The sequence below is a fragment of the Streptomyces sp. NBC_01707 genome, from assembly GCF_041438805.1.
In the GTDB taxonomy this organism is placed as follows: domain Bacteria; phylum Actinomycetota; class Actinomycetes; order Streptomycetales; family Streptomycetaceae; genus Streptomyces.
The window spans coordinates 3,365,572-3,381,036 of sequence record NZ_CP109190.1 but is presented as its reverse complement, the minus strand read 5'-3'; the positions used below and the strand labels follow the sequence as shown (position 1 = coordinate 3,381,036).

The 15,465-nt window shown below is 70.4% G+C and carries 11 protein-coding genes; 9 read left to right on the top strand and 2 right to left on the bottom strand.

Features of this window, described 5'->3' with window-relative positions:
* Window positions 1-53: 53 nt before the first annotated feature.
* The 6 genes from OG963_RS15125 to OG963_RS15100 all read left to right on the top strand — a co-directional run bounded on the left by OG963_RS15125 (window position 54) and on the right by OG963_RS15100 (window position 6,981).
* Complete coding sequence (locus tag OG963_RS15125) at window positions 54-1,205, top strand: ABC transporter ATP-binding protein (protein ID WP_093929319.1); 1,152 nt, start codon at window positions 54-56, stop codon at window positions 1,203-1,205.
* A complete protein-coding gene (locus OG963_RS15120) occupies window positions 1,202-2,134 on the top strand; it encodes an ABC transporter permease (protein WP_093778564.1) in 933 nt (310 codons plus the stop codon). The genes OG963_RS15125 and OG963_RS15120 overlap by 4 nt, the downstream gene beginning before the upstream one ends.
* The gene (locus OG963_RS15115; protein WP_030928286.1) at window positions 2,134-2,937 is read left to right on the top strand and encodes an ABC transporter permease; all 804 of its coding nucleotides are present in this window, start codon (window positions 2,134-2,136) and stop codon (window positions 2,935-2,937) included. Before OG963_RS15120 ends, OG963_RS15115 begins: the two co-directional genes overlap by 1 nt.
* Before the next feature lie 23 nt (window positions 2,938-2,960).
* On the top strand, window positions 2,961-4,376 hold the full coding sequence (locus tag OG963_RS15110) for an FAD-binding oxidoreductase (protein ID WP_093778562.1): 1,416 nt from the start codon (window positions 2,961-2,963) through the stop codon (window positions 4,374-4,376).
* Window positions 4,377-4,517: 141 nt separating this feature from the next.
* Window positions 4,518-5,021 carry a hypothetical protein gene (locus OG963_RS15105; protein WP_093778560.1) on the top strand — a complete coding sequence of 168 codons (504 nt, stop codon included), beginning with the start codon at window positions 4,518-4,520 and terminating at the stop codon, window positions 5,019-5,021.
* 136 nt (window positions 5,022-5,157) lie between these two features.
* A complete protein-coding gene (locus OG963_RS15100) occupies window positions 5,158-6,981 on the top strand; it encodes a glycoside hydrolase family 18 protein (RefSeq protein WP_319738771.1) in 1,824 nt (607 codons plus the stop codon).
* Here the strand turns inward: OG963_RS15100 and OG963_RS15095 are convergent.
* Together OG963_RS15095 and gabT are read right to left on the bottom strand one after the other, a co-directional pair.
* Window positions 6,966-7,790, bottom strand: a complete 825-nt coding sequence (locus OG963_RS15095) for a phosphatase PAP2 family protein (protein ID WP_371799141.1) — start codon at window positions 7,788-7,790, stop codon at window positions 6,966-6,968. The genes OG963_RS15100 and OG963_RS15095 overlap by 16 nt on opposite strands.
* Before the next feature lie 123 nt (window positions 7,791-7,913).
* The gene (gabT, locus tag OG963_RS15090; RefSeq protein ID WP_030928270.1) at window positions 7,914-9,254 is read right to left on the bottom strand and encodes a 4-aminobutyrate--2-oxoglutarate transaminase; all 1,341 of its coding nucleotides are present in this window, start codon (window positions 9,252-9,254) and stop codon (window positions 7,914-7,916) included.
* Window positions 9,255-9,511: 257 nt separating this feature from the next.
* Between gabT and OG963_RS15085 the strand changes: the two genes are divergently transcribed.
* The 3 genes from OG963_RS15085 to OG963_RS15075 all read left to right on the top strand — a co-directional run bounded on the left by OG963_RS15085 (window position 9,512) and on the right by OG963_RS15075 (window position 15,330).
* On the top strand, window positions 9,512-11,941 hold the full coding sequence (locus OG963_RS15085) for an ATP/GTP-binding protein (protein WP_371799140.1): 2,430 nt from the start codon (window positions 9,512-9,514) through the stop codon (window positions 11,939-11,941).
* A gap of 175 nt (window positions 11,942-12,116) precedes the next feature.
* Window positions 12,117-13,688 carry a PucR family transcriptional regulator gene (locus OG963_RS15080; protein WP_093929315.1) on the top strand — a complete coding sequence of 524 codons (1,572 nt, stop codon included), beginning with the start codon at window positions 12,117-12,119 and terminating at the stop codon, window positions 13,686-13,688.
* 196 nt (window positions 13,689-13,884) lie between these two features.
* Window positions 13,885-15,330, top strand: coding sequence for an aldehyde dehydrogenase family protein (locus tag OG963_RS15075; RefSeq protein WP_030928257.1), 1,446 nt, complete (start codon window positions 13,885-13,887; stop codon window positions 15,328-15,330).
* Window positions 15,331-15,465: the final 135 nt, after the last annotated feature.

The following is a 15,465-nucleotide window of genomic DNA, read 5'->3' as shown; positions in this document are numbered from 1 at the left end:
GTGCCTTTTCCCTCTCGCCCGATCTCCCCCTGACACCACTGGGACTGCGACCCATGACACAGCAGCAGACAGAAGGCGGCGACGTCCGCCTCACCGGGATCAGCAAGACGTACGGTTCCTTCGCCGCCGTCCAGCCGCTCGACCTGACCGTCCCCCAGGGCTCCTTCTTCGCCCTGCTCGGAGCCTCCGGCTGTGGCAAGACCACCACCCTGCGGATGATCGCGGGGCTGGAGGAGGCCACCACCGGCTCCATCTCGCTCGGCGGCCGGGACATCACCGACCTGCCCCCGTACAAGCGGCCCGTCAACACCGTCTTCCAGAGTTACGCGCTCTTCCCGCACCTGGACATCACCGAGAACGTCGCCTTCGGTCTGCGCCGGCGCGGCATCAAGTCGGTGAAGAAGCAGGTCGACGACATGCTGGAGCTCGTTCAGCTCGGCGACTTCGCGAAGCGCAAGCCGCACCAGCTCTCCGGCGGCCAGCAGCAGCGCGTCGCCGTCGCCCGCGCCCTGATCAACCACCCGCAGGTGCTCCTGCTCGACGAGCCGCTCGGCGCCCTCGACCTCAAGCTGCGCCGCCAGATGCAGCTCGAGCTCAAGCGCATCCAGACCGAGGTCGGCATCACGTTCATCCATGTCACCCACGACCAGGAGGAGGCCATGACCATGGCCGACACCGTCGCGGTGATGAACGCGGGCCGCGTCGAGCAGCTCGGCGCCCCCGCCGACCTGTACGAGAACCCGAAGACGACCTTCGTCGCCAACTTCCTCGGCACCTCCAACCTGATCGAGGGCGAGATCACCGAGTCCGGCACGGACATCGTCGTCGGCGTGGGCGGCAGCACACTGCGACTGCCCGCCGGGCGGTGCTCGGCCCCCACCGCTCGCGGCGGGAAAATCCTGGTCGGCATCCGCCCGGAGAAGATCGCCCTCGCTTCCGCCGGCGAAGCGGACACCATAGCCGCCGGACGCAACCGGGTGACCGGCCGAATCGTCGACTCCAGCTTCATCGGCGTCTCCACGCAGTACGTGGTGGAGAGCCCGGCCGGCAAGGCACTTCAGGTCTACGAGCAGAACGTCGGGCACCGCGCGGGACTCACCCGCGGCGCCGAGGTCGTCCTGCACTGGGACCCGGAGCACACCTTCGGCCTCGACGCGGCCCAGGACATCGACGCCGGTGTGGAGACGGTGGAGGACGCGACGTGACCGTCACCGAAGCGCCGCCCGCGCCGTCCACGGACCCCGCCGAACTCCCCGTACGCAAGGCCTCCACCCGAAAGCGGCTCGTCCCGTACTGGCTGCTGCTGCCCGGCATCCTCTGGTTGGTCGTCTTCTTCGCCCTGCCGATGGTCTACCAGGCATCGACCTCCGTACAGACCGGATCCCTGGAGAAGGGGTTCGAGGTCACCTGGCACGTCCAGACCTACTGGGACGCGCTGTCCGAGTACTACCCGCAGTTCATCCGGTCCCTGCTGTACGCGGGCACCGCGACGATTCTCTGCCTGCTGCTCGGCTACCCGCTCGCGTATCTCATCGCGTTCAAGGCGGGCCGCTGGCGCAATGTGGTGTTGGTGCTGGTCATCGCGCCTTTCTTCACCAGCTTCCTGATCCGTACCCTCGCCTGGAAGACGATCCTCGCGGACGGCGGCGCGGTCGTCGACGTACTCAACGCCCTGCACGTCCTGGATGTCACCAGCTGGCTCGGCTGGACCGAGAACAACCGGGTGCTGGCCACACCGATGGCCGTGGTCTGCGGTCTGACGTACAACTTCCTGCCGTTCATGATCCTGCCGCTCTACACCTCGCTGGAGCGGATCGACGGCAGGCTGCACGAGGCGGCCGGCGATCTGTACGCGACCCCCGCCACCACCTTCCGCAAGGTGACCTTCCCGCTCTCCATGCCGGGTGTCGTCTCGGGCACGCTGCTGACCTTCATCCCGGCCAGCGGTGACTACGTCAACGCCGAACTGCTGGGCTCCACCGACACCAAGATGGTCGGCAGCGTCATTCAGACCCAGTTCCTGCGCGTCCTCGACTACCCGATGGCGGCCGCGCTCTCCTTCATCCTCATGGCGGTCGTCCTGCTGATGGTGACCGTCTACATCCGCCGCTCCGGGACGGAGGACCTGGTCTGATGCCCGTACTGCGCTGGCTCCGCCGCCATCTGATCGTCATCGCGGGTCTGCTGACCCTCGCCTACATGATCCTTCCGAACATCGTCGTGATGGTGTTCTCCTTCAACAAGCCGAACGGGCGCTTCAACTACGCCTGGCAGCGCTTCTCACTGGACGCCTGGACCGACCCCTGCGGCGTCGCCGACATGTGCGGCTCGCTCTCGCTCTCCCTCCAGATCGCCACCTGGGCGACGATCGGCGCGACCGCGCTCGGCACGATGATCGCCTTCGCGCTGGTCCGCTACCGCTTCCGGGCGCGCGGCGCGATCAACTCGCTGATCTTCCTGCCGATGGCGATGCCCGAGGTCGTCATGGCTGCCTCGCTGCTCACCCTCTTCCTCAACATGGGTGCCCAACTGGGCTTCTGGACGATCCTCATCGCACACATCATGTTCTGTCTGAGCTTCGTCGTGACGGCGGTCAAGGCACGCGTGATGTCGATGGACCCGCGACTGGAGGAGGCGGCCCGCGATCTGTACGCGGGCCCCGTGCAGACATTCGTCCGGGTGACCTTGCCGATCGCCGCCCCCGGAATCGCCGCGGGAGCGCTGCTCGCCTTCGCGCTCTCCTTCGACGATTTCATCATCACCAATTTCAACGCGGGCTCGACCGTGACCTTCCCCATGTACGTCTGGGGTTCGGCGCAACGCGGCACACCCGTGCAGATCAACGTCATCGGCACGGCGATGTTCGTCATCGCCGTTCTGGTGGTCGTCGCCGGCCAGCTCATCTCGAACCGGCGAAAAAACAGCGCACGACCCTGAAAGTCCTGAAGGAGTTGGAAACCATGGCCCCAGCTGCCATGCGTACTGCTGCACAATCACTCTCCGGCGCACGGCCGGTCTCGTTCTGGCTGGACGACCCCGGCAGGCCCGATGCCCTTCCCGCGCTCACCGGCGACGAGCACTGCGATCTGCTCGTCATCGGCGGCGGATACAGCGGACTGTGGACCGCGCTGATCGCCAAGGAACGCGATCCGGAACGGGACGTCGTACTGATCGAGGGGCACGAGGTGGGCTGGGCCGCCTCGGGCCGCAACGGCGGATTCTGCGCCGCCTCCCTCACCCATGGCCTCCCCAACGGCCTGGAACGCTGGCCGGACGAGATCAAGAAGCTGGAAGAACTGGGCGAACAGAACCTCGACGCCATCGAGGCGGCCGTCGCCCGGTACTCCATCGACTGCGCATTCGAGCGCACCGGTGAAATCGATGTCGCCACCGAACCGCATCAGCTGGAAGAGCTGCGGGAATGGCACCAGGAAGCCGAGAAGCTCGGCTTCACCGGAGTGGAATTCCTCGACCAGGAGGCACTGCGCGCGGAAGTCGACTCACCGACCTTCCTCGGCGGACTCCTGGACCGGCGCGGAGTCGCCATGCTGAACCCCGCCAAGCTGGCCTGGGGCCTGAAGCGGGCCTGCCTCGATCTGGGGGTGCGGGTGTACGAGCACACCCGGGGCCTCGAACTGGCCAGGACCGCCACCGGGATGGCGGTCCGCACGCCGTACGGGAAGGTCCTCGCGCACCGGGTCGCACTGGGCACGAACATCTTCCCGTCGCTGGTCAAGCGAGTGCGCCCGTACACCGTCCCGGTCTACGACTACGCGCTGATGACCGAGCCGCTCACCGCCGACCAGCTCGCCTCCATCGGCTGGAAGAACCGGCAGGGACTGGGCGACAGCGCCAATCAGTTCCACTACTTCCGGCTGTCCGAGGACAACCGGATCCTGTGGGGCGGCTATGACGCGATCTATCCGTACGGCGGCCGGCTGAGCGCTGATCTCGACCAGCGGCCGGAGACGTTCCTCAAACTCGCGGGCCAGTTCTTCGAGTGCTTCCCGCAGCTGGCAGGGGTGCGTTTCAGTCACGCCTGGGGCGGCGCGATCGACACCTGTTCCCGCTTCTCCGCCTTCTTCGGCACGGCCCACCGGGGGCGGGTCGCCTATGCCGCCGGATTCACCGGACTCGGCGTCGGAGCCACCCGGTTCGGCGCCGACGTGATGCTGGATCTGCTCTCCGGTGAACGGACCGAGCGGACCGGTCTGGAGATGGTGCGCACCAAGCCGATGCCGTTCCCGCCGGAGCCGTTCGCCTGGGCCGGGATCGAACTCACGAAGAGGTCCCTGGCCAGGGCGGACAGCCAGGGGGGCCGGCGCAATCTGTGGCTGCGCACGATGGACCGGATGGGGCTCGGCTTCGACAGCTGACCCAGGTCCGGGGGACACCGGTCACGGTGTGACTCAATTCACTTCCGGCTGGTGCCCCCGACTCGCGTAATCATCCGGGCCGAACCCCCTCTCTCGCCGTGTGGACGCACTGTCGGTGCGCACGGAAAGGGGGGGCCGGTCATGACTGGCTCGGACGTGAGGGCGGCAGTCGAATGGCTCGCCTCGGTGGCACCGGATCCGGCTGCGTGCCGGTGGGAATGGGAGCGCAACCCCCAGGGGGTTGCGCTCCTTCCCGCAGGCAGGCGGTGGGACGTACTGGTCCTTCCGCGGGAGCTCGGCTATCCGGCGTTCGACGTGCTCACCCGTCTCGTCAGTCGGCCGGGGCCGGTCCTCTCCGGCTTCGGCGACGGCCGCATGGGCTTCTTCGTGCCGCCCGGTACGGTCGCCCGCTGGATCGGAACGGGGGTGCGGGGGGTGGGACTCGGGACCTGGATCCTCGTGCCGTACCCGGGGCGGGCGTCCGGCGGGGTGCGCTGGCTGATACCGCCCGACGGCTCGGACGCGCTGATCGACGCAGCTCTGCTGGAGCTGGCGATGCACGAGGCAGCGGCGACGGCCCGGGGCGGCGGTCTCGGCGGCAGCAGGGACGGGGACGGGGGTGGTTGGTCGGGCGCCGGGGGCTGAAAGGGTGCCGGGGGCGAGGTGGTGGGGTCGACATCCGGTGTGGCGGGCCCGGGACGGCGCCAGAGGTCTTGACAACCTGATTGGTCTGGACCATGTTGTGGCGCCACACTCAATTCCCCCCTGCACGGAGGCCGTTGTGGAACGCACGGGACCCCCCGCCCGATTTTCCGGACTTCTGGCCGCCCTCTCGGCGGCTCTGCTCGTCGCCGGTGGCCTGGCGGCCTCGGCGCCGGCCGCCGCGGCGGCCGACACCGATCTTGCGCGCAACGGCGGATTCGAGGCCGGTCTGGACGGCTGGAGCTGTACGGGCGGCAGCGGAGCCGTCGTCAGCACACCCACCCACGGCGGAACTTCCGCACTCAAGGCGACGCCGGCCGGCAGCGACAACGCCGAGTGCTCGCAGACCGTCACGGTCAAGCCGGACTCCACGTACACACTGAGCGCCTGGGTGCAGGGCAGCTACGTCTACCTCGGCGCGTCCGGGACCGGCACCACCGATGTGTCGACCTGGACGCAGTCCTCTCCCGGCTGGACGCAGCTCACCACCACGTTCAAGACCGGTGCCGCCACGACGTCCGTGAAGATCTACACCCACGGGTGGTACGGCACCCCCACCTACTACGCCGACGACCTCACCCTCGTCGGCCCCGGCGGCGACCCGGTCGCGATCCCCGCGACACCCGCCGGACTGAGGGCCGGCACGACCACCTCCTCCTCCGTCGCCCTCTCCTGGACCGGCTCCACCGGAGCCGCCGGCTACAACGTCTACCGGGGCGGTACGAAGGTCCTCTCCGTCACCGGGACGTCCGCCACCGTGACGGGCCTGGCAGCCTCGACCGCGTACAGCTTCCAGGTCACCGCGACCAACTCCGCCGGTGAGTCCGCCAAGTCCGCAACCGTCACCGCCACCACCGCGGCGGGCGGCGGAGGCGGAGGCTCCGGCCTCCCCACCCACGCGCTCGTCGGCTATCTGCACTCCAGCTTCGCCAACGGCTCCGGCTACACGCGGATGGCGGACGTCCCCGACTCCTGGGACGTCATCGACCTGGCCTTCGGCGAGCCCACCTCCGTCACCTCGGGCGACATCCGTTTCACGCTCTGCCCGGTCACCGAGTGCCCCAACGTCGAGTCCGTGGCCGAGTTCAAGGCGGCCATCAAGGCCAAGCAGGCCGCGGGCAAGAAGGTGCTGATCTCCATCGGCGGCCAGAACGGTCAGGTACAGCTCTCCACCACCGCCGCCCGTGACACCTTCGTCTCCTCGGTCAGCAAGATCATCGACGACTACGGTCTGGACGGTCTCGACATCGACTTCGAGGGCCACTCGCTCTCGCTGAACACCGGCGACACCGACTTCCGCAACCCGACCACCCCGGTCGTCGTCAACCTGATCTCGGCGGTGAAGACCCTCAAGGCCAAGTACGGCGACAAGTTCGTGCTGACCATGGCCCCCGAGACGTTCTTCGTGCAGCTCGGCTACCAGTACTACGGCTCGGGACCCTGGGGCGGCCAGGACCCGCGCGCCGGTGCCTACCTCCCGGTCATCCACGCCCTGCGTGACGACCTCACCCTGCTGCATGTCCAGGACTACAACTCGGGCTCCATCATGGGTCTGGACAACCAGTACCACTCGATGGGTGGCGCCGACTTCCACATCGCCATGACCGACATGCTGCTCACCGGCTTCCCGGTGGCCGGTGACACCACCAAGGTCTTCCCCGCGCTCCGACCCGACCAGGTCTCCATCGGGCTTCCCGCCTCCACCCAGGCGGGCAACGGCTACACCTCGCCCAGCGAGGTCGACAAGGCGCTGAACTGCCTGACGAAGAAGACCGACTGCGGTTCGTACACGACACACGGGACCTGGCCCGGACTGCGCGGACTGATGACGTGGTCGATCAACTGGGACCGCTTCAACAACGGTGAGTTCTCGAAGAACTTCGACGCCTACTTCGGCGGCTGACGTCGCCGTGACCGACCACTCGACCAGCTGAGCGCCATGAGCAACAGCCCGCTCAGGCACCAGCCGGCGAGCACGTCCAGCGGCCAGTGATAGCCGCGCAGCACCAGACCGATGCCCGTCGCCACTGTCAGCAGGACAGCGGCGACGGGCATCATCCATGACCGCTTCGACCGCTCCGCAGGCGTGGTGCGGTACGCGATCAGCAAGGCCGCCGCCCCGTACGCCACCGCGGCCGTCGCCGCGTGGCCCGACGGGTAGTAGCCGGTCTCCTCGGTCAGTGGTCCCGTCCGGGCGGTCCAGTCCTTGAGCGGGACGACCAGTGCGGGCACCGCGGCCATGACGAGAGCGGCGTACAGCGGCAGCCGGCGGGCGCCCCGAGCCAGGGCGTACACGACCGCGCATCCCAGGACCGGGAGAGCGACCTGCATATTGCCGAGATCGGCGAGGAATTCGGTGAGGCTGCCTGGGCCGTGGCCGACGACGCTCCGGCCGATCCGCTCGTCCAGTCTGCGCAGTGGGCCGTCGGCCACGACCTGCCAGGTGAGGAGCGCGAAGACCGCGAGAAGCAGCGGCAGCGGGAAGAGGAGAGGAGCCGGCCGCCCCGGAACAGGGGGGGTGGTTCCGGGGCGGCCGCCGTGATCGGTTTGCCGCGCGCCCCGGGGGGTTTGGGGCGAGCGGCCATCCGATCGGTGAGGAGTTCCGGAGCCGGAGGCTCCAGTGGTGTGCGCGGTGGCACGACCAGGACGGTGCTGGGGATGCTCCGACCCGGTATCACCCGCAGTCCCCTGCGGGCGGGGTGTTTCTCTCATCTGCAGGAACCGTACGGCAGCCGACGGGGGACCGACAGCGGGAACCGCATCCCGCCATCGGCCCCCCACACCTTCTTCACAGGCCCTCACGTGGACCCGGTCGGTATCGGCGCCAGGATCGGATCAGATCTGGGCGAAAGCCTGCTCGATGATGTCGAGGCCCTCGTTGAGCAGGTCCTCGCCGATCACCAGCGGCGGCAGGAAGCGCAGCACGTTGCCGTACGTGCCACAGGTGAGGACGAGCACGCCCTCCGCGTGGCAGGCCTTCGCGAGCGTCGCGGCGGCCTCCGGGTTCGGGTCCTTCGTGCCGGCCTTCACCAGCTCGATCGCGATCATCGCGCCACGGCCACGGATGTCACCGATGACATCGCCGTTCGGCAGCTTCGCCTGCATCTCGGCGAGGCGGCCCTTCATGACCTCCTCGATGCGCTTCGCCTTCCCGTTCAGGTCCAGCTCGCGCATCGTCTCGATGGCGCCGAGCGCACCCGCGCAGGCCACCGGGTTTCCGCCGTACGTACCGCCGAGGCCGCCCGCGTGCGCGGCGTCCATGATCTCGGCGCGGCCCGTCACGGCCGAGAGCGGCAGACCGCCCGCGATGCCCTTGGCGGTGGTGATCAGGTCGGGGACGATGCCCTCGTCCTCACAGGCGAACCACTGGCCGGTGCGGCAGAATCCGGACTGGATCTCGTCCGCGACGAAGACGATGCCGTTGTCCTTGGCGAACTGCGCGATCGCCGGGAGGAAGCCCTTCGCCGGCTCGATGAAGCCACCCTCGCCGAGCACCGGCTCGATGATGATCGCGGCGACGTTGTCGGCGCCGATCTGCTTCGTGATCTGGTCGATGGCCTGGGCGGAAGCCTCGGCACCGGCGTTCTCCGCACCGGTCGGCCAGCGGTAGCCGTACGCCACCGGGACCCGGTACACCTCGGGTGCGAACGGACCGAAGCCCTGCTTGTACGGCATGTTCTTGGCGGTCAGCGCCATCGTCAGGTTCGTCCGGCCGTGGTAGCCGTGGTCGAAGACGACCACCGCGGTGCGCTTGGTGTAGGCGCGGGCGATCTTCACGGCGTTCTCGACGGCCTCGGCGCCCGAGTTGAACAGCGCGGACTTCTTGGCGTGGTCGCCCGGAGTCAGCTCGGCGAGCTGCTCACAGACCTCGACGTACCCCTCGTACGGCGTGACCATGAAACAGGTGTGGGTGAAGTCGGCGAGCTGCGCGGAGGCGCGGCGCACGACGGCCTCGGCGGAGGCGCCGACCGACGTCACGGCGATGCCGGAGCCGAAGTCGATCAGACGGTTGCCGTCCACGTCCTCGATGATGCCGCCGCCTGCGCGGGCGGTGAACACCGGCAGGGTGGAGCCCACACCTGCGGCGACCGTCGCGAGACGGCGGGCCTGCAGCTCCACCGACTTCGGGCCGGGAATGGCAGTGACGACGCGGCGCTCCTGCGGAATTGCGGTCATGAGGGGCTCCTGGGGGTGTTTCGGACGCTTCTCTGTCTGCAGGCTAGGGGTGAGGCCGGGGGTCCGGCATGTTCCGTTCGGGAGAAGTGGCCCGACGCGGTTGTCCGTCACGGACATAGCGACGGCCCGGCGACCGGTCGCGGGACTTCCCGGCCGACAGCGTCTGACGGGGTGCCACTGGGCACTAGATTGAGGGGATCGGGGCGCCTGCGCCCGCGGTTACCGGTCGGCGCTGGTCAGGGGACGAGGGACAGCACATGGACACCGAGGGCACGTACGACTCACGCGGCACCCGCTCCGGTCATTCGGTGCCGCGGCCGGCCGGCCCGCCACCGCCCGTACTGCCGCCCATGCCGGGCCACGCACCGGCCGGCGGCCCCTCCCTCGGGGACTGGCTGCGCATCCCCCGGCCCTTCGCGGAACCGGGCGTCTGGCGGTCCGGACACACCGACCGTCCCGCCGAGGAGGCGGAGCGCACGCCCGACCGCACGCTGGTCGGCGGAGCGGTGATCTCGCTCCTTGCCTGCATCCTCGTCTGGTCGCTCTGGCGCAACGGATACATCCCGTACTGGCGGGTCCCGCTGACCCTCTTCACCCCCGACGAATGGTGGGGACCGTTCGACCACCAGCCGCTGACCCACGGGGCGGTACGCGCGCTCGACATCTACCGTCTGCTGATCATCGGAGCCATCGTCTACGGGTTCGGCCGGTTGGGTAACTGGCCCGCCGCTTTCGAACGCTCGGTCGCCGGCCGAGGACCCGCTGCCCGCGCGGCCGCTGCGGCTGCCGGCGCGCTGCTGGTCTGGATCCTCGTGTGGACGGGGACGGTGCCGGGCATGGAGCTCACCTTCAGCTTCGTGGCCGGCCCGTGGATGGGCACCGACCGCACCCTGACCACCGTGGTCACCTACACGCTGTACGCCCTGATCACGCTGGTGATCGTGTGGCCCTTCGCGAAGCTGGGCCGATGGTCCCGGCTGCGCCGCAGGAACGCCGACGGCTCCCGCCCGCCGCAGCCGCCGACGGCAGGGGCCGGCACTCCGAGCGCGCGTGGAACCGCGGACCGGGGCACCGCCCGCGAGGCGGGCCACGACGCGGAGGGCCGGACAGCGGATGGCGCGGACGATCCGGCCGAGTGGCCCGACCTGCGCGCCGCCGGACAGGACCAGGCCGCAGCGAAGCTCGCCCAGGAGGCCCGGTCGGGCCGGATGAACGACGTCGACTACGCCCGTATCCGACGTGCCTGGACCTCCGTACGCGCCGACAGCACCCGGCTGCCCGCCTTCACCGACACCGTGCTGCGCAACGGCGCCGCCGCCTGCACCCATCCCTCCGGCGCGCGCGATCTCCCGGTCCGCTCCGCCCGGCACGATCTGCTCGTCGACCAGGTCAGGATCGGCACGGTCGACGACAACGAGCGCAACCCGTATGCCCGCCGCGGCAGCGGAATCGCCCTCGACCCCGGACTGCTCGGCACCTCCCTGCTCGCCGTCGGACCGCCGGGGGCGGGCAAGAGCCGCGCACTGATCCGGCCTGTCGTCGAATCCCTCGCCCTTCAGGCACTCGCCGGGCGGGCCGCCGTCGTCGCGGTGTGCGCCACCGGCACCCAGCTCGGAGCCGACAAGGGGTTCGACGTCGTGGTCAAGCTCGGCGACCCGGCCTCCGTACACGACCTCGACCTCTACGGCGGCACCACCGATCCCGACGAAGCCGCGGCGGTCCTGGCCGAGGGGCTCGTCGGGGACCTCCCCGAGGTGGACAGCAGGCGAGCCGCCACCGCCCTCGCCCAGCTCCTCGGCCCCCACCGCGCCGCCCACGGCCGTTTTCCCGCCGTCCCCGAGCTGCGGGAGCTGCTGGACGGTGTCCCGGCCGCGCTCGCGGCCCTGCGCGAGGCCGTCGACACGGCGGGCGCGCAGAGCATGCACCGCGAACTCGACGCACGCGCCCGCCAGTCCGGCGCTCCTGGAGACCCCGGACCCGCACTCGCCGACCGGGTCGCACTGCTCGACCGGCCCGCGTTCGCCGAATTCTTCGACACCACGGGCAAGGCCCGCCCCTTCTCCCTGCGGGCCCTGGAGCATCCGCTCAGGGTCCGCATCGATCTGCCCGAACGCGGTCACGCCGAGGCGTCGCGGATGCTGGCCCGGCTGGTCCTCGCCCAGTTCACGGCGAGCGCGGCCGCCCGCGCCGACCGTTCCCTCTTCGCCTGCCTGGTCCTCGACGACGCGACCCGCACGCTGACCCCCGACACCGTCCGTGGCATCCAGCGACTGCGCTCCGCGCACGCCGGGGCCGTGCTCACGCTGCGCACCCTCGACGACGTCCCGGAGAGCCTGCACACGGCGCTGCTGGGCGCGGTCGGCTGCCGGATGGCGTTCTCCGGGATCACCACGTGGGACGGCAAGCGGTTCGCCGAGGCATGGGGTACGGAATGGGTCGAGACCCGGGACGTCACCCAGCGCACGGTCTTCGCCGACCAGCCGATGACCCGGGCCATCCACGCCTTCCGCAAGCTGGTCACCGGCAAGGCGGTGACCACCGACGCGGTGACCGTGCGCCAGGTCGAACGCGAACGCTGGTCGGCCTCCGAACTGGCCCATCGCGTACCCGCCGGACACGCGGTGCTGTCCCTGACGACGGTACGAGGGGAGCACGCGCCGCCCCTGCTGGTGAACCTGAACGGCTGAACCGGCAACTGGGCGGCCATGACGTGCGGGCCGGGCTCGCCGCAGTGGATCCGGTGGGCCGCGGCGGTACCCGGGTCACCGGGAGTGGTTACGGCCGACCCTGCCGTCCTGGCAGAATCGGGAGGAGCCGTTCGTACGGGACGGCGAAATCGACTCCCGAAGGTCCCGCGGTCCCATGCCCCCCACTCTCGCCTCGCTCGTCCAGCATTCGGCGCTCAAACTCACGGTGCGTGCGGGGGCGGACCGGCTCGACGCGCCGGTGCGCTGGGCGCACGCCAGCGAGCTGGCCGACCCCGTTCCGTACATGGAGGGCGGCGAACTCCTCCTCGTCACCGCCACCAACCTCGACGCCGAGAACCCCGAAGCGATGCGCCGGTACGTGCGCCGGCTGGCAGCCGCCGGAGTCGTCGGGCTCGGCTTCGCGGTGGGCGTCAACTACGACGAGGTGCCGCAGCCACTGATCGACGCCGCCGAGGAAGCGGGACTGCCACTCCTCGAAGTCCCGCGCCGCACCGCCTTCCTCGCCATCGCCAAGGCCGTCTCCTCGGCGATCGCCGCCGACCAGTACCGCGCCGTGACAGCGGGCTTCGAGGCTCAGCGCGATCTCACCAAGGCCGCACTCGCCGGGGAGGGGCCCGGCGAACTTCTCAGCCGGCTCGCCGCCCAGGTCGACGGCTGGGCCGCGCTGTACGACGCGTCCGGCGCCGTCGTGGCCGCCGCCCCCGACTGGGCCGCCCGCAGAGCGGCCCGGCTCACCGCCGATGTGGAACGCCTGCGCGACCGCCCGGCCCCGGCGAGTGTCGTCGTCGGTGACTCCGACGACCGGGTCGAGCTCCAGACCCTGGGCACCGGCCGTCGGGCACGTGGCGCCCTGGCCGTGGGCACCGGGTCGGCTCTGGGTACCGCCGAGCGGTACGCCGTGCACTCGGCCGTCGCCCTGCTGACCCTCACCACCGCCCGCTCCCGCGCCCTTCAGGGCGCCGAACAGCGGCTGGGCGCCGCGGTACTCCGGATGCTCCTCGCCGGCCAGCCGGACCATGCGCGGGCCGTCGCCGGGGACCTGTACGGAGGGCTGCTCGACGCCCCGTTCCGTCTGCTGATCGCGGAGGCGCCCGATCCGGCGACACCGGTCCTGCTCGGCGAGGCGATGGAGTCGGCGGCCGCCCGGTCCGGGGAGGCCCTGCTGATGGTCCCCGAAGGGGAACGGCTCGTCGTCCTCGCCGCGGACGGCGGCGCGGCCGTCGCCGCCTGCGCGGCATACGCGGCGGCCCAGGAGGAGCGAACCCCGCACGACCAGGCGGCGCCGGAGGACACCGAGGTGGTCGTCGGACTGTCCGCACCGGCCGGTCCGACCGCCGTCTCCGCCGCGTACAAGCAGGCCGAACAGGCACTCTCGGTCGCCCGCCGCAGGGGCAGGGCCATGGTCGAGCACGAGGAGCTGGCGGCCGGCTCGGTCCTGCCGCTGCTCGCGGACGACGCGGTCCGGGCCTTCGCCGACGGCATGCTCCGGGCCCTGCGCGAACACGACGCGAAGGGCCGCGGCGACCTGGTCGCCTCGCTGCGCGCCTGGCTCAGCCACCACGGTCAGTGGGATGCGGCCGCGGCCGACCTGGGCGTGCACCGTCACACCCTGCGGTACCGGATGCGGCGGGTGGAGGAGATCCTGGGCCGCTCCCTGGACGACCCGGATGTGCGGATGGAGCTGTGGCTGGCACTGAAGGCCACGAGTTCCCCGACGACGCCGTGAGACGAAGCCCGTCCGGCCCCTGGGCACGCAGCTGCTCGGCGGTCGGTCGCGGTGAACCGTCCCGGTGGGCCGGGTCATCCGACAAACCGGCGCATGCACGCCCGCTTCTGCTCCGCACCGGACAAACGCCAGGCCGCCGGTACGGCCCTACGGTGGGGGACAGGACACCCCACGACTCCGAAGGGCCGGAACCTCCATGACTTCCACCCACGCCTTCTGGCTCGCCGGCCGCCAGGCCACCGGCGAGGACAGCTTCGACGTCACGAACCCCTGGGACGGTCGACTCGTCGGCACGGTCAGCGTGCCGACCGACGCGCAGATCGAGGAGGCCGTCGCCGCCGCGCACGCCGTGCGCGAGGAGTTCGCCGCGACGCCTGCCCATGTCCGCGCCGCCGCGCTCGACCACGTCGTACGGCGTCTCGTGGAGCGCACCGAGGAGATCGCCCAGCTGATCTCCGCCGAGAACGGCAAGCCCATCAAGTGGGCCCGCGGTGAGGTCGGCCGCGCCGTCTCCGTGTTCCGGTTCGCCTCCGAGGAAGCCCGCCGCTTCAACAGCGGTGAGGCCCAGCGCCTCGACACCGACGCCGGTGGCACGGGCCGACTCGGGCTGACCCGTCGCTTCCCGCGCGGCACGATCCTCGGCATCGCGCCCTTCAACTTCCCGCTGAACCTGAGCGCCCACAAGGTGGCCCCGGCCATCGCCGTCGGCGCCCCGATCATCCTGAAGCCCGCCCCGGCCACCCCGATCTCGTCGCTGATCCTCGGTGAGCTGCTGGCCGAGACGGACCTTCCGGCCGGTTCGTGGTCCGTGCTCACGGTGCCCAACGACCGCATGCCCGCCCTCGTGCAGGACGAGCGGCTGCCCGTGATCTCCTTCACCGGGTCGGCCGCGGTCGGCTACTCGATCATGGAGTCGGTGCCGCGCAAGCACTGCACGCTGGAGCTCGGCGGCAACGGCGCTGCGGTCGTCCTCGGCGACTACGCCTCCGACGAGGACCTGGACTGGGCCGCGACCCGCATCGCGACCTTCTCCAACTACCAGGGCGGCCAGTCCTGCATCTCGGTGCAGCGCGTCATCGCGGACGCCGCGGTCTACGACCGGCTCGTCCCGAAGATCGTCGCTGCCGTCGAGGCGCAGGTGACCGGTGACCCGTCCGACGCGGCGACCGATGTCGGCCCGCTGGTCAACGAGGACGCCGCCAAGCGCGTCGAGTCCTGGGTCGACGAGGCCGTGCAGGCCGGCGCCCAGCTGCTCGCCGGCGGCAAGCGGGACGGCGCGACGTACGCGCCCACCGTTCTGACGGAGCTCCCGGCCGGCGTCACCCTCGCTTCCGAGGAGGTGTTCGGACCGGTGCTCAGCATCGAGAAGGTGGCCGGCGAGGCCGAGGCCTTCGCCTCCGTCAACTCGTCCAAGTACGGCCTGCAGGCAGGTGTGTTCACGCACGACCTGCAGACCGCGTTCCGCGCCCACCGCGCCCTCGAGGTCGGCGGCGTCATCATCGGTGACGTCCCCTCCTACCGCGCCGACCAGATGCCGTACGGCGGAGCCAAGCAGTCCGGCGTCGGCCGCGAGGGTGTTCGCTACGCGATGGACGACTACACCTACGAGCGCGTGCTGGTCCTCACCGGCCTCGCCCTGTAGTTCCTGAGCAGGATCGAACCGGTCCACCACAGCCGCCTGTAATCCGCCTGGACAGCACGACAGCAGGCGGCAGACGAACGGCCGGAGCCCACTGTGCGGGGGCTCCGGCCGTTCCTGCGTATCTGCACCTTGAGC